Annotated in this window: 15 protein-coding genes; 13 read left to right on the plus strand and 2 right to left on the minus strand. The window is 44.4% G+C overall.

The window, feature by feature from the left end; translation table 11 throughout:
• Positions 1-248: 248 nt before the first annotated feature.
• Complete coding sequence (locus AMBT_RS22190; protein WP_083820191.1) at positions 249-1124, plus strand: SDR family oxidoreductase; 876 nt, start codon at positions 249-251, stop codon at positions 1122-1124.
• Positions 1125-1143: 19 nt separating this feature from the next.
• Positions 1144-2304, plus strand: coding sequence for a DUF3080 family protein (locus tag AMBT_RS10475; RefSeq protein ID WP_158306770.1), 1161 nt, complete (start codon positions 1144-1146; stop codon positions 2302-2304).
• 125 nt (positions 2305-2429) lie between these two features.
• Here the strand turns inward: AMBT_RS10475 and AMBT_RS10480 are convergent, their stop codons facing one another.
• Positions 2430-3752 carry a mechanosensitive ion channel family protein gene (locus tag AMBT_RS10480; RefSeq protein ID WP_013784597.1) on the minus strand — a complete coding sequence of 441 codons (1323 nt, stop codon included), beginning with the start codon at positions 3750-3752 and terminating at the stop codon, positions 2430-2432.
• Between the two features lie 166 nt (positions 3753-3918).
• Positions 3919-4548 (minus strand): CPBP family intramembrane glutamic endopeptidase, encoded by a 630-nt coding sequence (locus tag AMBT_RS10485; RefSeq protein WP_013784598.1) that lies wholly within the window; start codon positions 4546-4548, stop codon positions 3919-3921.
• A 424-nt stretch (positions 4549-4972) separates the two neighbouring features.
• Here AMBT_RS10485 and AMBT_RS10490 point away from each other — a divergent pair, with 424 nt between their 5' ends.
• From AMBT_RS10490 to AMBT_RS10540, 11 genes are all read left to right on the plus strand, one after another.
• A complete protein-coding gene (locus AMBT_RS10490; protein WP_013784599.1) occupies positions 4973-5830 on the plus strand; it encodes a MurR/RpiR family transcriptional regulator in 858 nt (285 codons plus the stop codon).
• A 195-nt stretch (positions 5831-6025) separates the two neighbouring features.
• Complete coding sequence (locus AMBT_RS10495) at positions 6026-6589, plus strand: DUF924 family protein (RefSeq protein WP_013784600.1); 564 nt, start codon at positions 6026-6028, stop codon at positions 6587-6589.
• A gap of 355 nt (positions 6590-6944) precedes the next feature.
• Entirely contained in the window at positions 6945-8144 is a 1200-nt protein-coding gene (locus AMBT_RS10500) for an amidase (RefSeq protein WP_232363211.1), read from the plus strand.
• A gap of 69 nt (positions 8145-8213) precedes the next feature.
• Complete coding sequence (locus tag AMBT_RS10505) at positions 8214-9791, plus strand: gamma-glutamyltransferase family protein (RefSeq protein ID WP_013784602.1); 1578 nt, start codon at positions 8214-8216, stop codon at positions 9789-9791.
• 204 nt (positions 9792-9995) lie between these two features.
• Positions 9996-10814, plus strand: a complete 819-nt coding sequence (locus tag AMBT_RS10510; RefSeq protein ID WP_013784603.1) for a sulfite exporter TauE/SafE family protein — start codon at positions 9996-9998, stop codon at positions 10812-10814.
• Between the two features lie 9 nt (positions 10815-10823).
• Positions 10824-12059, plus strand: a complete 1236-nt coding sequence (locus AMBT_RS10515) for a (S)-ureidoglycine--glyoxylate transaminase (protein ID WP_013784604.1) — start codon at positions 10824-10826, stop codon at positions 12057-12059.
• The gene (locus AMBT_RS10520; RefSeq protein WP_013784605.1) at positions 12052-13284 is read left to right on the plus strand and encodes an allantoate amidohydrolase; all 1233 of its coding nucleotides are present in this window, start codon (positions 12052-12054) and stop codon (positions 13282-13284) included. Before AMBT_RS10515 ends, AMBT_RS10520 begins: the two co-directional genes overlap by 8 nt.
• A 74-nt stretch (positions 13285-13358) precedes the next feature.
• The gene (locus AMBT_RS10525; protein WP_013784606.1) at positions 13359-13724 is read left to right on the plus strand and encodes an AraC family ligand binding domain-containing protein; all 366 of its coding nucleotides are present in this window, start codon (positions 13359-13361) and stop codon (positions 13722-13724) included.
• A gap of 224 nt (positions 13725-13948) precedes the next feature.
• On the plus strand, positions 13949-15454 hold the full coding sequence (locus AMBT_RS10530) for an amidohydrolase family protein (RefSeq protein ID WP_013784608.1): 1506 nt from the start codon (positions 13949-13951) through the stop codon (positions 15452-15454).
• 2 nt (positions 15455-15456) lie between these two features.
• Complete coding sequence (locus AMBT_RS10535; RefSeq protein WP_013784609.1) at positions 15457-16830, plus strand: uracil-xanthine permease family protein; 1374 nt, start codon at positions 15457-15459, stop codon at positions 16828-16830.
• A 217-nt stretch (positions 16831-17047) separates the two neighbouring features.
• A complete protein-coding gene (locus tag AMBT_RS10540) occupies positions 17048-19465 on the plus strand; it encodes a TonB-dependent siderophore receptor (protein ID WP_013784610.1) in 2418 nt (805 codons plus the stop codon).
• Positions 19466-19514: the final 49 nt, after the last annotated feature.

Genomic DNA, 19514 nt, shown 5'->3' on the forward strand with positions numbered 1-19514 from the left:
TGTTGGAAATGCTGTCAAACTTGTGTATTCAAACTTATGTAAGCACGCTTATGCGAACCGGCTTTTGCAAACGAGCTTTTTCAAACGGGCTTTTGCAAACAAGCTAGGCCAAAAGTAACACCGAGCAAAAAGTTATACTGAATAAAAAGTTACGCTGAATAAAAAACCGAACAATGGAGTAGTGCCTGCCAATGCCTAACGAACCAAAAATTGCCAAAAACACTATAGATGAAGCCGCGAATTCAGACATGGCTACCGAATTAGCGCTTGAAGAAAATTCGCCGGTTGCGCTAATAACCGGTGCAGCGAAACGCATTGGTGCCACCATGGCAAAAACCCTTCATAGTGCAGGTTATCGTGTAATTATACATTACGGCCATTCAGCAGAAGACGCTAACGCATTGGTGAATTCATTAAATGCCGAACGGCCTAATAGTGCTATTTGCTTACAGGCCGACTTGTGTAAGTTAGAGGATATTACCCGCCTAGCTGAACAAGCCACTGCACCAGACGCTTTTTCGTTGGGCAGTAACACAGTGCATGCCGACTCGAACCTGAAGGCTGATTCAAGTGTGGAGGCTGATTTAAACGTGAAAGCCGACTCAAATGTGAAAGCCAAGGCCCGCATTGATGTATTGATTAATAACGCATCTAGCTTTTACCCAACTCCCCTTGGCGACATTTTTGCCAACGACTGGCAAGCATTAGTGGGCAGTAACGTACAAGGCCCTTTGTTTTTGTCGCAAGCGTTATGGCCTACTTTAAAAGCAAGCAACGGCTGTATTATCAATATGGTTGATATGCACATAGACCGGCCACTACCGCACCATACGGTGTACGGCCTTGCTAAAACGGCGTTGGCGTCTATTACTCGTTCACTGGCGGTTGAAATGGCACCCGAGGTGCGGGTAAATGGTATTGCACCAGGCGCTATATTATGGCCTGAAAGAGAATTGGAGCACGACCAAAAGCAACGATTACTCGATAGCATTCCATTGGGCGGGCTTGGCTCGCCTGAAGATATAGCAAACGCCGCAACATTCTTAATTTCAGCTAATTATATTACGGGGCAAATTATTTATGTGGATGGTGGCCGAAGCCTACACACGAATGCGTCGGCATAAGTACGTTAATGTAAAAAGCATGATTGATAGCAAGTGCCTTTATGACGCGAACCGTTGCGCTGCAAACGTGATAGTTGGAAAAACCGTGCGGCTAGTTAGCGTTGTGATGGCGGTTAGCTTATTACAAGGGTGCTTTGGTGCGCCTAGCATTGATGACACCATGGATGAGTACACCACCCGTTTGTCTAGGGTGCTGGATAAGCCTTTAACATACGAGGCTTTGTCACAAGAGGCTTCGACAAACAGCACATTGGCGACAAGCAATATCGCCCTGCCTTCTCACACCTACCCAACACTTGCTGAGCTTGGCAACAACGTGACCCCGTTGAATATTAATATACGAGAGTTCTACGCCATACAAGATTGCGAACTTGGCCGAATAGTGGCTGAAAGAAACACGGCGTTGGGTAAAACACAGTTACCTTCACAGCGTTTACAGTACGAGCATCGCCTATTGAACGTATTGGCAAATTGCGAAGCTAGGTTACAGGCCGCTGATAACCCCATTGCTACTACCGTGGCGGAATGGCGCAAACAAAAGCAAGCTCAATATCAAAGCGTGTGGGCAAATGTAGTGCAAACCAGTACTGAGATGAAACTAGGGTTAAGCATGGCGGGGGCACCATTACAGGCAAGTGAAAATAAAGATGCCAAGGCAACGGTTAATGCGCTTAACTTCATTAATGGTTTAGCAGAAACGTTGAAGCAAAAAAATGTTGTGGATACTAACGTAGTAGCTAGCGCTAACAACAATGGTGAGCTTGAACAACAATTACAAATTATTGCGTCTTCTCGGCTTCCCGCAAAGCTATGGCAAACGCAAGCTGTATTGAATAACCGTTTAGCGTTACTGAACCAAGTATTAGCACCTGCGCTTAACAACGTGAAGTGTGAAAACGGAATAGACAGCGACAAAGCCACTATTTTACGAAATGTGTTTTACTTGTACTTTATAGAAGAAATTCAACCCATTGCGAGCACGCTAAATAGTTACCACTACCAGCTACAACCTTTATGGAAACAATGGGCAGAAAACGCCGCGTTAAGCGCCCCCTTTAAAGCGCACATACGCACCCACGCTATTGATAATTTTGTACAATACAGTGCCACAATGAAAGCCCATGTTTCCTTATGGCAAGACTTTCTAGGTCGCTGCAATTTATCACCCACCGCGCCCTAGCTTTACTTATCACATGTGTAGCGTGGTACAGATTAACCTGGCATTATTTAATGTGCATAGCTTAGCCAATGCGGCTAAACGTTATGAACGTTCAACACCCTTGTACTGACGGTATCTTAAGTAAGCTAAAGAATATTTTCACCGCTTTCAGGGTCGCGGGCTTTCTTCGCTTGCTCTCTAATATCTTCGGCCTCACTGCTAACGTCTTCGTTTTCATTTTCATTTTCATTTTCATTTTCAAGCGCTGAATTAGCACTATTATCCGATGTATTGGTCTGCGATTTAGATGCGGCAAGACTCGATGAAGACGCATTATTCTCTACAGGTTTACCTGTTATTTCTAAGGCTGGCTTTTTGCTGCCTGCTAATTCGGTATTTTTACTTTCACAAAAGGGTTTATTTAGCGACGTGAAACCGCTGGCTTCATTGATTGTATCTTCTTTACTAACCGATTGATTAGACACTATGGCTAACCCATTGGGGAAAACACGTTCGCGGGCATCATCTGGCATACTAATATTTTCTTCAGTGAAACGCCCTACAATTTGGCGCATAAGCAGCGACGACATTTTAAGCACGCTGGTGTCTTCAACATTCACCCAAAAATACACTTTTAAGTTGTAAGTGGATGCCCCCAAATTATCTATTAACACTTGGGGTTCCGGATCTTTAAGCACCTTTGCATGGCTGGATATTATCTCGACTGCCAAATTCTGTGCATTGCGAATGTCGGCATCGTACCCTACACCCAATACAAAATGTCCGCGCATGAGTGGGTTGGCGGTTAGGTTTTTAATCACCCCTTTGTAAATTGTCGCGTTAGGTATTTGAATATGATTGCCGTCGAAATCGACCATGGTAGTGGCACGCGACGTTACCTTTTGAATAATGCCCGTAAACTCGTTTATCTCAACAATATCGCCTATTCGAAATGGTCTTTGAATGGTAAGCAATAAACTAGAAATAAAGTTTTCGGCAATATCACGAAAGGCAAAACCAAGAATTAACCCTACTACGCCAGTTCCGCTTATAACCGCCACCGCAAAGCCCGTTAAACCTGCCATAAACAGGAATAAATACACCCCAAGCAATATAATAACCAAGCTAATAGAACGTTGCGCTACCGACTTAATTAAGGGCGTTAACGAAGAGAAAGAAAACGGCTTGAGCAGCAACCGGGATAGCGGGCCCGCTGCAATAATAAACAGCGCCATAATTAACAAGCCTACACCAAGGCCGGGTAAGCGATACAAAAAGCCATGCCATAAATCTAATAGCACCGACTGGGCTTCGGTAAAGTTTTCTACCCCAGAGGAAGGCGCAACTGTATCTGCTGCCAATAAAGCTAAGGGCAATATGTTTGTTAGAATGAAATTTGTTACGTCGAGCTTTGTTAGAGAGAAATCGACTAGGTTAAAAAAAGCCGTTAAAGAATTGATGATGCCCACCTTCGCTCCTTGAAATGAGGTTACTTACCACGGATGAAGCCAAACAATATAAGCTTCACCAAGTTAACTTGTAACTAATAATTGTCACTAATACTACTTAGCATATTTACAGATAGGATACGCATAGGCTTGTGTACTGGTTTACACTTTCATGCACTGATTTACGCTATGGTCCAGCTACCACCAAATATGAGCCCAAGCCAATGGTGAATAAAAAACTTCCCCAAATAGCATGTTCTATTACTACAATGGGGGTTGAGTTTGTTTGCATGTAACGATAGCCAAATATTGCGCCACCACACCACGATATAACCACTGCCACCCAGTTCCCGTAAATTAGATGCGCTAAACCAAACACAAAGGTACTTATAATCCAGCGTGCATTACGTGAAGGTAAAATGCGTTTATAACGGTGGAAAAAGAAGGTTCTAAAAATGATTTCTTGCGGAATAACCGACACCACAGGATACACCAACAAGGTGACTACCCACATCCATGGCTCGTTAATCGGCCAGTGCAAAAAAAGCTCAGGCTTAATGAGATAAACACACAGCGCAAGCAAACTTGCCCATGGTAAAAAAAGCTTAAGAGTACTTTTTAAATGACGGCCGTAATCTTCCCAATGCCATAGTCGAATTCGTTGGAATTGTTTGTCGGCCAGTAGCACACATAAACAAAACAAGCACACGATCGCCAAAATAGGCATAAGCCAGTCGGCAACGTGGTTAATCCAGTAAAGAACGGCAATGGGCAGTGCAACGAACAAGATGATCAATTCAGACCATAGCTTTACCACGAACAACCCCTACTTAATTGCAAATTGATGACAGAAATGTGAACTTAAAAAGATAATGAAATTATAGTGCCAATTCGCATAGAAGTCTTACGTTGCGGCGTTATACATTAGGCGTAAATAAGTAAGTTACTAAAACGCAGCGTGTTTTTTGAATTTCTGGCAGTGGAATAAAGTGTGAGAATAGAACATGATGGCACGTGACGATGGTATGTGACGAAGGTACGGCGGTTGCGGTTTGCTTATTAACACGCAATAAACGCTCACTTCGTGTGTATAAATAACACACAAATAAGCACTGTTGCTGAAATTTATTCCTTCACGGTAATTTTCCTTCAGGGTAATGTTGTTATTTGCTAAAAAGCATCAATATAGTTGCCAACCCAAAAGAACGCGACACACACTGAGCAGTTGAAGATTATTCCCTATGGCCAAAAATTCGAACGATGTTATTAAGCAAATAGAGAAGCATTACGCGTCTTTATCGCCATCAGGCCAAACTATTGCTCAGTATTTACAGCGCAATCCTATTGCGGTTGTTACCCAATCAACCTCTCATATTGCTGAACAAACCAACACCTCGAAAGCCACGGTAAGTCGCTTTTTTCGTCAGCTTGGTTTTGAGTCGCATCAAGAAGCAAAAAATACGTTGCTTACCCTACGCGAACAGGGCGTGCCTGTTAGCCCTAGCACCACAGCGGTTCTTCAGCACGAACAAGAATTGAATAATATTTCGCAAACCTTCGACAATATTGATATTGCTACCCTTACTGCCATTGCTGAAAAGCTGGCAAACGCGCAACAAATTACCCTTATCGGGTTTAGAAACGCTTACCCATTAGCGCTGCATTTTCGCCAGCAACTTAAGCAAATTCGTACATCGGTAAGGCTTTTGCCTCAACCAGGCCAAACCTTAGGGGAAGATTTAGTCGATTTGGGTGAAGATGATGTTGTGGTGTTGTTTGGGTTTCGCAGGCGCACTCGGCAGTTCAAGCATGTGTTAAATACGCTTTCTCATTGCCAAACTATTTTAATTACCGACCCCACCGGGCAAGTATACCGAGATAATGTAAAGCATTTATTGGTGTGTCATTTAGGCAATCATTTAAGTTCGCAGGTAGATAACTACACGCCATTCGACAGTTACGCAGCCCCAATGAGCTTGGTGTCTACCCTGTGTAACTTTACGTATTCTGCCTTAGGGAGCAGCGCATCGGAACGTGTTGAGGCCATTACTAGCCTGTATGGCGACCTTGATGAATTAGAGCCTTCCGAACGAAAGTAGTATGTAAAGTACGATTTAAAATAACATGCAAAGTAGTATTAACTACTTTTAATTGGTTGCTTTTTAAGCAAGAATAAAAGATCGAATTACTAAATAAGCACGTATAACAATTCGTGTTGCCACACGAGGTACAAAGAGACAACTGCGCTGTTCTCCCGTAAAAAAGGCAACCAAGCATTTGATGTTGGAGTTGAAATGGATAAATCCCACCTTGTTATAGAAGAGTCTAGCAGAGTTTTAGCATTTTGGTTTAATGAACTCACCCCTTCACAGTGGTTTACTCAAGATTCTGCCCTTGATCGCACTATTGCATCGCAATTTTTAAACTTGCACCGCGCTGCATCACAAGGTGAACTATGGCCCTGGCGAGCAACGCCTACAGGTCGGTTAGCGGAAATTCTTTTGCTTGATCAGTTTTCAAGAAATATATACCGAGACACGCCCCACGCTTTCTCGCAAGATCCTATGGCCTTGGTACTAGCCCAAGAGGCGGTTAGTGTTGAGGCTGATAAAACCCTTACCCCCCAGCAATGTATATTCTTGTACATGCCATTTATGCATAGCGAATCTTTGGCTATACACGATATTGCGCTTCAACTTTTTGCGGCTCCTGGTTTAGAACAACAATATGAATATGAGTTGAAACACGTGAATATTATTAAGCAATTTGGGCGATATCCGCACCGAAACTTAGTGTTGGGCCGAACCAGTACGAAAGAAGAAGAAGCGTTTCTTTTAAAGCCTGGCAGTCGGTTTTAATACGAACCACAGCTTCGCCCTTGTATTGGTTGTTCACCCACTTCTCGCATCGTCTTTAGTTGGGTTATTGAAAACACTTCACAATCTACGCCATTAAAGATACGTCACAAAAGATACGTCACAAAAGATACGTCAAAAAAGCTAAGCCACAAAAACTAAACCACATAACCAAACCAAAAAACAAAGCATATTACACGCCAGTAACAAACGTTTCACTTGACAATAAAGAGAGACGATTGTTTCATGGAGGTATATTTTTATCTATTGCGAATGTGCCGTGTCTTCTCCTTTTGTTTCGATTCCTGCTGATAGTAAAGTAAACGCCAAGAGCGCTTCAGATTCTGGATCAAGTTCTGTGACAGCTAATGCTTCATCAACAGCTTGCGAATTAACAGGCCATGCTCTGAAAGGCTATGGTTTAGCGGTAAAAGACTTATTTCACATTGAAGGGCTACCAACCGCAGCCGGGAATCCCGATTGGTTGGCCACTCACCCTGTGCCAACGGCTAGCAATAGCACAGTTGAAAAGTTGCTTGATGCAGGCGCTACCTTTAAAGGTAAAACAATTACCGATGAGCTCGCTTATAGCTTACACGGTCAAAATAAACATTATCCGCAACTGGTAAACCCCGTTGCACCTGCGCACATCCCTGGGGGTTCATCTTCAGGTTCGGCCGTTGCGGTGTCGGCACATTTAGCTGACATTGGTTTAGGTACAGACACAGGCGGCTCTATTCGTGTTCCTGCGAGTTATCAAGGGTTGTGGGGGCTACGCACCACGCACAATGCTATACCCTGTGACAACATGGTGGCGTTGGCACCGTCTTTCGACACTGTAGGTTGGATGACCCGCGATCTCGACACCTTAGAAAAAGTCAGCCACGTTTGTTTAGCCGATGCTTCGCAGGAAACGCTATCTAATACCGCAGACGACGCTACAGACACCACAATACGAATCGGTACTGTTCAGCATTTGCTGCAAAGTGCTAAACACGGTGTTTTGACCACAAAATGGTTAGAAACACTTAATGAAAAAGCAGATAGCGACAATGCGGGTTTTACTATTACCCCGATTACCGAACACGAATTAGATTTATCGGCACTGAATACTGCCGCGACTTTTCGCGTATTACAAGGCGCTGAAATTTGGCAACAGCATGGCCAGTGGATAACAGATACATCCCCTGACATTGCTCACGATATAATGCTTCGACTAAATTGGTGCGAAACGATTTCTGAACAAGAAGTTGATGACGCCAAGAAGCAGCAAGTGGCGTTTCAAGAATACATAAACAGCTTATTTGAAACTGTAGACGTATTATTGATACCCACTACCCCCGGTATTGCACCCCGGTGTGATGCTGACGAAGAAACATTAGCGAACGATAGGAATGCCCTGCTGGCGCTTACCTCAATTGCAGGTTTAGCAGAGCTTCCACAAATTCATATGCCGCTATTTACCCTACAAAATGCCCCATGTGGTTTATCACTGGTAGGCAAAAAAGGCAGCGATCTTGCACTCATTAAGCTAGCGAAAGCACTGACAGCAAATTAGTTGGTCATACTAGGCTTATTGAATATACAAGGTTGCATTGGCCAGATAACAAATGGATAAAAAAAGACAATGAGTGAAAAGCATAACGTCGGCTTTACAGCCCCTCACTTTGCGGCATCGCAAGTGGGTTTGAATATTTTAGAAAAAGGCGGCACCGCGATTGAAGCAATGGTGGCCGCCGCTGCGTCTATTGCCGTTGAATACCCTCACATGAATGGCATGGGTGGCGATGGGTTTTGGCTAATTAGTGAACCTGGCAAAGCCCCTATTGGCATTGATGCTTCGGGCGTTGCCGCATTAGGTGCTACACCTGAATTTTATAAAGACGAAAGTGCCATTCCTAGCCGAGGCGGAAAATCAGCCTTAACTATGGCTGGTGCTGTTGCTGGTTGGAATGAAGCATTAAAAATAAGTCACCAGTGGCAAGATGGTTTATCGCTTAATACGTTGTTCGATACTGCGATTAGCCAGGCTAATTGGGGTATTGAGGTGACGCAAAGCTTGGTAGATGCCAGCAATAAAACCTTTGACGATTTAGCCGGTGACCCGAATTTCGATCAGTTTTTAATAAAGGGCAAAGCACTTAAGAAAGGCAAAATTCTTAAACTGACGGCGCTATCTAAAACACTCAGCCACTTAGCCAAAGCCGGGCTTGATGATTTCTATCATGGCGAATTAGCAAGCAAACTGGCAACCGACTTAGAAGCCGCAGGTTCACCTATTCGTATTGAAGATTTTAATCAATACAAAGCGCAAATTGTCGAGCCGCTTTCGGTAACCACCAGCAAAGGTACTTTGTATAACTTGCCTGCGCCTACGCAAGGTGTGGCGTCGTTAATTATTTTAGCGCTGTACGACAAAGTGCAGCACTTAGGTTCTACCGATGCTGATATGGTGCACTTGTTAATTGAATGCACCAAACAGGCGTTTATTGCACGAAATGCGAACGTTACCGACCCATCACGCACGCCTGTTGATTTGTCTAGCTTATTAACTGATGAATCGTTAGATGAAATGGTTAAACACATTTCGGTAGAAAAAGCACAGCCATGGCCGCACGTGGCGAAACCTGGCGATACCATTTGGATGGGTGCGTGTGACAGCGAAGGCCGAATGGTAAGTTACATTCAATCGCTTTACTGGGAATTTGGTTCAGGCATTGTTAGCCCACAAACCGGCATTGTATGGAATAACCGAGGTACTTCGTTCTCGTTAGATCCAAATAGCAACCAATACCTAAAGCCGGGGTTGAAACCGTTTCATACGCTTAACCCTGCGTTTGCCGATTTAGCCGATGGGCGACGCATGAGTTACGGCACCATGGGCGGTGAAGGTCAGCCACAAACACAAGCGGCTTTATTTGCCCGCCATATTTATCACAACCAACCTATTGATAAAGCCATTGCCCTAGGCCGCTGGTTATTAGGCCGTACTTGGGGTGATGAAAGTAACAACTTAAAAGCCGAGCGTGACTTAGCCGAGTATGTAGGCGAAAGCCTTATTGCCCGAGGTCACGACATGGTGACTGTCGACCCTTGTAACGAATTGATGGGCCACGCTGGCGCGGTTATTCGCGCGCCAACAGGCACAGTAAGCGCAGCAAGCGACCCGCGAAGCGACGGTAAAGCGTTCACTGATAAGGTGTAACGCCGCGAAAAATCTAAATTCTAGGTTTAATCAAACGATAACATCTAGCAGCAACATTACCCCAAGCCGCTTTATCGGTGTGTTGCTTTTGGCTTGTTTTTAAAGGACGTCCACCCCTTTTAGGATAAGCCAGAGCAACCCGCCATAATTTCATTGGGCATACATGTTTTAGCAAGCACACATTCACAACGAGATCTTTAATTTATGCAGTTTTTACTCGATAACATGACGGTAATTTTATCGTTAATTGGTACAGGCGTGTTCGCCGGATTATTGGCTGGCCTATTAGGTGTAGGCGGCGGTATTGTTATAGTGCCGGTCCTGTTTTTCTTATTTCAAGCACTAGGGGTATCGGCTGAAAGCGCCATGGTGATTGCAACTGCAACATCGCTAGCCACTATTGTACCTACGTCTATTAGCTCTATTCGCGCTCACCATAGCAAAGGCAACGTAGACTTTGCCCTACTTAAGGCTTGGGCAGTGTTTATCTTAATTGGTGTATTAGCAGGTAGTTACTTAGTCACGGTACTGGACGCTAACTTTCTAACGTTGATGTTTGGTGTTATTGCCACGTTATCTGCTATTAACATGCTAGTTGGTAAAAAAGATGCCTTGTTTAACGGCCTACCAGGTCGTGTTGGACAGTCTATTATGGCAGCGTGTATCGGCTTTTTTAGTTCCATGGTTGGCATTGGTGGCGGCACGCTTACCGTCCCTACACTTACCTTTTGTAATTACCCAGCGCACAGAGCAGTAGGTACAGCAGCCGCTGTTGGCCTAATTATTTCGCTGCCTGCCGCTATTACTCTTTTATTCGTAGGCACTACGCCTGTTGATGCGCCATTTGCTACCTACGGTTACGTTAACCTACTTGGTTTCGCGTGCATTGTGCCGCTAACGGTAATTTTTGCGCCAATTGGTGCAAGCATCGCCAACAAGTTAGATGCTGGTCTGCTTAAGAAAATTTTTGCTGTTGTTCTCATCATTACTGGCCTGCGCATGCTTGCGCAGGTGTTTATCTAGGAGCCTATTATGACTGGTTTTGCACCATTAACACCTCCACCACGCCTTTTAATGGGCCCAGGCCCTATTAACTGTTATCCGCGTGTATTGTCGGCCATGTCTACTCAGCTAGTAGGCCAATACGACCCTGTAATGACAGGCTACATGAACGAAACCATGGCGCTGTACCGCACGCTATTTAATACCAAAAACCAACAAACCATGTTGATTGATGGTACGTCGCGGGCAGGTATTGAAGCGGTGTTAGTGTCGGCTATTGAACCTGGCGATAAGGTGCTAGTGCCTATCTTCGGGCGTTTTGGCCACCTATTGGCTGAAATTGCAGAGCGCGCCGATGCAGAAGTTCACACTATTGAAGTGCCGTGGGGTGAAGTATTTAAACCCGAGCAAATAGAAGCGGCCATTAAGAAAGTACAGCCTAAACTATTAGCCATAGTACAAGGCGATACGTCTACCACTATGTTTCAACCTCTTGAAGACATTGGCGCTATTTGTGAAGCCAACGACGTGTTGTTCTATTGCGATGCCACCGCATCGGTAGGGGGTAACCCGTTAGAAGTAGACAAGTGGAAGCTAGATGCAGTGTCAGTGGGTTTGCAGAAATGCTTAGGCGGCCCTTCAGGCAGTGCGCCCATTACCATGAGCCAAAAGTTTGTTGATGTGGTGCGTACTCGCCATCACGTTGAAGCTGGTATTCGTGATGCACATCATGAAAGTGCCCGCGGCCCGAAAATTCGGTCTAACTATTTCGACCTTGGCATGATCATGGATTACTGGGGTGACGAACGCTTAAATCACCATACCGAAGCCGCAACCATGCTTTATTGCGCCCGTGAATGCGCTATTTTGCACCTTGAAGAAGGCCAGCAAAATGTTATTGCACGCCATAAAGTGGCTGGCGATGCCATGCTAGCGGGTGTTCAAGCCCTTGGCCTAACGCCATTTGGCGACCTTGCCAACAAAATGAGTAACGTTGTGGGCGTGGTTATTCCTGATGGCGTACACGGCGAACAAGTACGTGAAGACCTGCTACTGCGTTTCAACATTGAAATTGGCACCAGCTTTGGCCCCCTTAAAGGGAAAATTTGGCGAATAGGCACCATGGGTTATAACGCGCGCCAAGATGCGGTGTTGCATACCCTTCAGTCGCTAGAAACCGTATTACGCAAGCAAGGTATGTCGCTACCGGCTGGTGCTGGCGTAGACGCTGCACTTGCTGTGTATTCGGGAGCCATGAATGTCTGAATTTTCTGATGCGGCCGCGCTAGTAATGGCGCGCTGTGAAGCACTAGGTTCACTAAGCCAAAACCCAAGCTGTTTAGACAGGCGCTATTTAACCGAACAACACAAACTGGCCAATCAGCTAACGTCCGGCTGGATGATAGAAGCCGGTATGACAACCTGGCAAGACAGCGTAGGTAACATTTGGGGCCGCTATACATCAGCCGTTCCTAACGCGCCTCGCTTGATTATTGGCAGTCATTTAGACACGGTGCCAAATGGCGGTAAATACGACGGCATGTTAGGTGTAGTTGCACCGGTAACGCTCATGGCCATGTTCAGCGGCGAAGGTCGACAGTTTCCTTTTCACATTGATATTGTTGGCTTTTGTGACGAAGAAGGCACCCGTTTTGGTACTACCCTATTAGGTAGCCGTGCGTTAACAGGCAAGTGGCAAGACGAATGGCGCAGGCTAAAAGACGAAGATGGCATTTCCCTAGAAGATGCGATGAAAAACTTTGGGCTGGATTTTGATGCTATTAACAGCGCCACCATTGCACAAACTGACTTGCTGGGTTACTTAGAACTGCATATTGAGCAAGGCCCAGTGTTAGAGCAAGAGAACTTACCTGTAGGTGTAGTAAATGCTATTGCTGGTGCGAAACGCTTTTCATTAACGGTTACCGGCATGGCAGGACACGCGGGAACTGTGCCTATGTCGATGCGCCACGACGCCTTATGCGCCAGCGCCGAAATGATTTTAGCGGTAGAGTCTATTAGTCAACAGCGTCCAGGTGTTGTGGCTACCGTGGGTAAAATTGAGAACGCGCCCAATGGCGTGAATGTGATTTCTGGCCGATGCCAGTTCTCTTTAGATATTCGCAGTGAAGAAGACCCATTGAGAGATGCCGCATTGGCAGAGATTTTGCAAAAAATCAACGACATTGCCGTGTTACGCAATGTGGAATTGAAGATAGAGCAAACACACAGTGCGCCAGCGGTTCATTGTGATAGTGCCCTACAAAATACATTGCTTAAAGGTGTAACTGAAGCAGGCATAGTACCCAAAGTACTGGCCTCGGGTGCAGGGCATGATGCAATGGCAATGGCTGAAATATGCCCTGTTGCTATGTTATTCACACGCTGTAAGGGTGGCATTAGTCACCATCCGGCTGAGTCTATCACCACAGACGATGTTGCCGCGAGTTTAGCGGTAATGCACCATAGTCTTCGCACGTTAAAGTACTAAAACTTAGTTCTAGCCTACGCAAGGTTCACGTTTAAGCATTATTCGTTAAATGATAAGAAACAGGTATGAGTAAGATGAAGATAGCAAGGATATATAACGACGATGAAGGCAAGAGCCACTTTGGAGAAATTGATATTCCACTGAAAGATGGCGGGCCTATTGGACTGTTATCAGAAAAGTTTGGCGCCGATAAAATCATCTTTAGGGAAACGCCAGCAGACTATGACTTTAAATGGCACCCTGCGCCAGCACGCCAACTTCTGTTTATCTTAAAAGGCCGCGCAGAGTTTACGGTTTCTAACGGTGAACGCCATGTATTTGGTTCTGGTGATGTTATCTTGCTAGAAGATACGGAAGGTGAAGGTCACTGCTCAAAAGCCATGTACAACGAAGTGCGTCACTCCATCTTTGTTACGCTAGATGAAGGTGTTGAATTTTAATTACTTTCATCGCCTTGCTGTTAATTTGAGCGCGTCATATTGGCGCGCTTTTCCTTTTAGAGCACCAACTTGGTGCGCCACATCTTTACACTTCTTTCCTTTCCACCTTTCTTCTAAATAAAAATAGCTGTTAATCATTAAGTTATCCTTCTTATAGACCATAGACTAAGTGGTCAGCTTCTTGCAAAAACCCGCATTATAATTTTAATACTGCTGTAGTACTCATGTGTTTGCGACTTACCTTTTTGCCTTTCTATCTTGTTGTATTTATCTCTCTTACCAGTTTTGCTTATAAAAGTGTTGCCGCATCCAGTGCCGTAGCCAATTCCTCATTTTCTACTCCTGAATTTACTTCTACTTCTTTTTCTGCTTCTTCATCTTTTTCTATGCCGTTGTGGTTTGAAGGCTTCAAAAAAACAGCCACACCACAACAGATGTATCAATTTTTACACGCCATGCCAAAAGGCGGTGATTTACATCATCACTTGTCAGGTTCAGGGTTTAGTGAATGGTGGTACGAACTGGCAGCCGATCCTACAAAAAATGGGGGTTATACCTATTACACTCAGGTAAGTATCAAACCATGCCATTCAGACCCACAAAGTGCCTTACGCTTTCATACCATCAGCGAAACGACATGGGCTAAATTACCCCCGTGCATTCAGAAAAATTACACTGAATTAGGCTTGCTTGATAACAATTTAAAACGCGAGTTTATGGATAGTATTCGCTTACATACGGCGTCGGAAGGACGAGAAGAATTCTTTTCTACCCATTGGCAACGGTTAAACGAATTAACCGCAAACCCCACGTTAGTGTCAAAAATATTGCTACGTAACATGCAAGCTTACCAAAAGGAAAATCTGCAATATTTGGAAACCCAAGTGAATATGCGTCACGCAAAAAAACCTGACGGCAGTTTGTATACCCCAGATGAAGCCTTAGCAATTTACACCGACGTACTCGCTAGCGAAGAAGCAAAAGCCACCGGCGTAACCGTTCGTTTTCAGTATGCCTTAGTGCGCTTTCTACCCGACGCAGAGGCTCAGCTAGAGTGGATTTATAACTTTGTTGATAGCCACAGGGATATTTATGTAGGCATTAACTTGGTTGGCAGAGAAGATGATATAAATGGGCAACCGAAACGGTTTGCATCAACACTTCGTAAGCTTCGTGCTAAATACCCTAAAATTTTATTGGCCTTTCACGCTGGCGAGTCAGAAACTGCCGATTCGAATGTGCGTGACACTTTGTTGCTTGGTTCACAGCGCATTGGGCACGGGTTAAATACCATTTTCGACCCAGATACGCTATTGCTAATGAGAAACAGCCAGTACCTTATCGAAATTAACCTTATTTCAAACTTGCTGCTTGAATATGTGCCAAGCTTCGATACCCACCCCTTTCCAGAATATCTGCGAACCGGTATTCCTACCGCGCTATCTACCGATGACAGAGGCATGTTCGACTCCATATTAACCGATGAATTTTATATCGCGGTAACCGAATTCAACTTAAGTTGGGAAGAAGTACTCACATTAGGCACCAACAGTTTGCAGTACAGCTTTTTACAACCAAATGTGAAAGCGCAGCAACTTACTTTATTTCATCAACGTGTTGCTGAATTTGAAACTCAGGTGGCATCAGATACTGTGCCTACCTCTCCCCCAATGTTTCGTGCATTCATCTGTAAATTTGAAAGCGAACTGTGCAGCGGCAATAAGGATTAATCATGCAAGAACAACATCAAGATTTACTCTATAGCCTGCACGACAAACCCAATGCGGTAGCGTGCTTAACCGCTGCGCTTCAGCACATGCTGGCGAGCTTTATTGGCGTGATAACGCCTACATTAATTATCTCTGCCACCCTCGGGCTGACAGAGCACACCGCTTACCTTATTTGCATGGCGCTTTTTGTTAGTGGTGTGGGCACCTTTATTCAAACTAAAAAATTTGGGCCAGTAGGCAGTGGCTTAGTGGCCATTCAGGGCACCAGCTTTGCATTTATCAGTGCGTTGCTATTGGCTGGCATGAAGGTAAAAAATGAAGGTGGCAGTAGCGAAGAAATTTTATCACTTCTTTTTGGCCTTACATTGGCGGGCGCCTTGGTTGAGGTGGTGTTTAGTTTATTTGTTACACAACTTAAACGCATTATCACACCATTGACGACTGGCATTGTGATTACTGCCATTGGCTTATCACTGATTAATGTTGGAATGACAGATTTAGCAGGTGGGTTTAATGCTGAATCATTCGCAAGCTTAGATAATTTAGGCTTAGGAGTAAGCGTTTTACTTATTATTGTATTTTTGAACGCGTCGAATAATCATTGGGTAAGGCTATCGGCTATTTTTATAGGCATGACCTTGGGTACCGCCTATGTGTGGTTTACTAAAGGATTAGACTTTTCCCACTTAAATGATTTACCCGCTATTGCCGTTCCCCAGCCTTTTGCGTTTGGTATTAGCTTCGACATTACCTTGTTTTTACCTATCGCACTTATCTACTTGTTTACCGCAATTGAAACCGCAGGCGACTTAACCGCGAATAGCTTGTTTTGCAAAGAGCCCGTGTCAGGCCCACTTTACTTATCGCGTATTAAAGGTGGCATTTTAGGTGACGGACTTAACTCTATGATTGCGGGCGCCTTTAACACATTCCCCAATACCACCTTTGGCCAAAACAACGGCGTTATTCAGCTAACGGGTATTGCGAGTAGAAAAGTAGGTTTCTTCGTGGCGGGCATGTTTGTATTTGTTGGTTTGTTCCCTGCGGTTGGCGGAGTGCTGCAAGCTATACCTAAGCCGGTGTTGGGCGGCGCAACGTTGGTTATGTTTGCCATGGTGGCCGTGGGTGGTCTGAAGCTACTTGCCAGCTACGCGTTAGATAGAAGAAGCAGCTTAATCACCGCGTGTGCGTTAGGGATGAGCATTGGTGTAATGATGGTACCCAGCGCATTATCACAATTACCCACTTGGCTTGAAAACGTTTTACTTTCACCGGTTACCTCTGCGGGTTTAACCGCTATCATTTTAGATCTCACCCTACCCAGTGCACCGCAAAAAACTTCCAGCACGGCGTCAAAGACCCAAGGTGAAGTGTAAAGAGCGAAATTGGTGCAATACTCACGCTAAATATCACAATAAAATAACATTATCTATTTTCACTACTCTAAAAAAATTCAATAAAATCATAAATTTAATTTTATTTGATTTCCTGACCAACTGGACAAGAAGCTGGCACTCATTGTGCTTTTACCCAGACAGAAAAATAAAAAAGTATAAAAGGCCTTTTAAAAGGTTATTAAAAATAGAGGAAACCATGATTAACACTACATTCAAGCTTAACCCACTAGCCCGTGCGCTAGCATTCGGTCTGACATTGTCAGTGCCTTCAATCGCACTTGCACAAGAGGCTGAATCTGCGCCGAAAGACGCTGACGTTGAAAAAATTGAAGTAACAGGCTCTCTGGGCAGTTTGCCTGGCCAAGATGTTGAATCAGTTTTTGGTTTTGGAAAATCAATTCTTGAAACACCGCGTTCTGCATCAACGATTTCTCAAGAACAAATGGAGCGTTTTAACGTTTCAGATATTGATGAACTAGTGGCATTTGCACCTGGTACATTTACCCAATCATTCTTTGGTGTTGCAGGTTCACTTGATGTACGTGGTACACCTGGTGAAACCTATTTCCGCGGCGTTAAACGCCTAGATAACCCAGGTAACTACCCTACGCCAATTGGTGCTTCAAGCCGAATTGATATTGTTCGTGGTCCAGCCTCTCCTATTTATGGCCCGTCTAAGATTGGTGGTTACTTAAACTTTAACCCTAAATCTGCTCGAGCTTCTTCTGGTCAGTATTTAGAGAAGCCTGAAGGCGCAATTTCTTATACTACGGGTTCGTGGGATAAGAGCGTGCTAACGGCAGAAGTTGGTGGTCCAGCACAAGTTGGCGACAAAACAGTAGGTTACTACCTGTACGGTGAAGTTGAAAACTCAGATAGCTATTATGAAAATACGCAAACTGACCAAACTATTCTACAAGCCGCTTTCAACATAGATATTACTGATAACCTACGTGTTGAATTTGGTGGTATGTATCATGATTACGATGGTAACCAAGTTGCTGGTTGGAACCGATTAACACAAGATCTAATTGACGACGGTACGTATATTACAGGTACTGCACAACCGCTTGATACAGACGGTGACGGCTCAATTAGTCACGAAGAATATGGCGCCGTAAACATTGCGGGTAACAGCTTCTTCTACGTGCCTGGTGCTGCATTTACCGATGATGAAGCGACTGCCCTAATGGCACTTGAAAACGTAGGTACGACTACCCTAAGCGGTAGCCAAGTATTGGTTGCACCAGATGACCAATTGGGTAACGAAGCGATTACTTTCTACTTCGATACCATCTATTACGCAGACAACTGGGAAATTCGTAACCAGTTCTTCTACGATTCATACGATAACATCAACGAAAATGCGTACGGCTTCTCTCAATTCCACGATAGCTGGGTAATTGAAGATAAGATTGTTTTCGCTACCGAATATGAAAACGACAGCTTGTTAGCACAATTTCAAATTTCACCGTCAATTCGTTACACCGACTTTTTACACGGTGATGACTTTACGTACGAGTACTTTAACCGTCGTGATTTAACCATGGCTTCTTCAGCGTTAGACCGACGCTTATTGTCTACCCGTTCTGGAAAGAACTTTGATAACTACGATGAAGGTAATTACCTTGATTTAGGTATTGGGGCAATGACTGACCTTACTTGGGATTGGGGTCTGAACCTTGTACTAGGTGTACGTTATGACACTATTGATATTGAAACAACATCTCGTACCGACTTACTGCTAGGCGCCACTGGCGATGAAACGCCTCTATACGCTGAAGACACAGTAGGTGGATGGTCTTGGAACACCAGTATTTCTTACGAACTTCCGTTTGGCTTAATTCCTTATATCACCGCGGCTGAGCAAGCAACGATTATTGCGGGTCAAGGTGCTGAAATTGGTGTTGGCCAATTAGAAAGCGGTGCGTTCGATACCTCAGAACTTTTCGAATTTGGTATTAAAGGTTCATTGCTAGACGATACCCTTTACTTTGCACTTTCATCATTTGAAATGGAAAGAACCGACTTTAGCAGCCAAAACACGGTTACTAACAACACCACGAATAACAAAGGTACTGAATTTGAACTTCGTTGGGTTGTTAACGAAAACTTAGTGATGTCTGCAGGCTACACTAACATTAAGGTTATCAACCTTACTGCACTTGAAAACGGTAGCCAGTTTGGTTTCCTTGGTGCTGAAGACTTAACAAGTCTTACCGATCCATCGCTTGTATTTGGTGGTAACGTGATTGGCTTGAACTTAATTGGTGAAGGCTTTGCTAACACTGATGCACGTAAAGCGGGTATTCCTGAAAATGTGTATACCGTTACGGCAACTTACGACTTCCAAAACGGTTATGCGGCTAACCTGAGCGTAGTTGACGTTGAAGAAGTGGCTTCTGGCTTCTCTGCTTCGGTAATGCTTCCAGCATACACGCTAGTGAATGCAGGTGTTTCTTATCAAGCAGATGACTGGTCTGTTAACTTTACTGTTAAGAACTTAACTGATGAGCGTTATTTCCGCGCTAACTTCCCTGACTTGTTTGGTAGCCAGGTTGTACTACCTGAATTACCACGTCATTGGAGCGCGAAGTTCGCCTATAAGTTCTAAGACACCGTCTTAACGCTTTTGTAATAAAAAACGTTATAAAGGTAAATCT

This window comes from Alteromonas naphthalenivorans (genome assembly GCF_000213655.1).
In the GTDB taxonomy this organism is placed as follows: domain Bacteria; phylum Pseudomonadota; class Gammaproteobacteria; order Enterobacterales; family Alteromonadaceae; genus Alteromonas; species Alteromonas naphthalenivorans.

Coding starts and splice junctions, on each gene's coding strand:
- AMBT_RS10490 (WP_013784599.1), top strand. CDS start 4,973: ATGGCCAAAAATTCGAACGATGTTATTAAGCAAATAGAGAAGCATTAC.
- AMBT_RS10525 (WP_013784606.1), top strand. CDS start 13,359: ATGAAGATAGCAAGGATATATAACGACGATGAAGGCAAGAGCCACTTT.
- AMBT_RS10475 (WP_158306770.1), top strand. CDS start 1,144: ATGATTGATAGCAAGTGCCTTTATGACGCGAACCGTTGCGCTGCAAAC.
- AMBT_RS10530 (WP_013784608.1), top strand. CDS start 13,949: ATGTGTTTGCGACTTACCTTTTTGCCTTTCTATCTTGTTGTATTTATC.
- AMBT_RS10510 (WP_013784603.1), top strand. CDS start 9,996: ATGCAGTTTTTACTCGATAACATGACGGTAATTTTATCGTTAATTGGT.
- AMBT_RS10495 (WP_013784600.1), top strand. CDS start 6,026: ATGGATAAATCCCACCTTGTTATAGAAGAGTCTAGCAGAGTTTTAGCA.
- AMBT_RS10520 (WP_013784605.1), top strand. CDS start 12,052: ATGTCTGAATTTTCTGATGCGGCCGCGCTAGTAATGGCGCGCTGTGAA.
- AMBT_RS10540 (WP_013784610.1), top strand. CDS start 17,048: ATGATTAACACTACATTCAAGCTTAACCCACTAGCCCGTGCGCTAGCA.
- AMBT_RS10515 (WP_013784604.1), top strand. CDS start 10,824: ATGACTGGTTTTGCACCATTAACACCTCCACCACGCCTTTTAATGGGC.
- AMBT_RS22190 (WP_083820191.1), top strand. CDS start 249: ATGGCTACCGAATTAGCGCTTGAAGAAAATTCGCCGGTTGCGCTAATA.
- AMBT_RS10535 (WP_013784609.1), top strand. CDS start 15,457: ATGCAAGAACAACATCAAGATTTACTCTATAGCCTGCACGACAAACCC.
- AMBT_RS10505 (WP_013784602.1), top strand. CDS start 8,214: ATGAGTGAAAAGCATAACGTCGGCTTTACAGCCCCTCACTTTGCGGCA.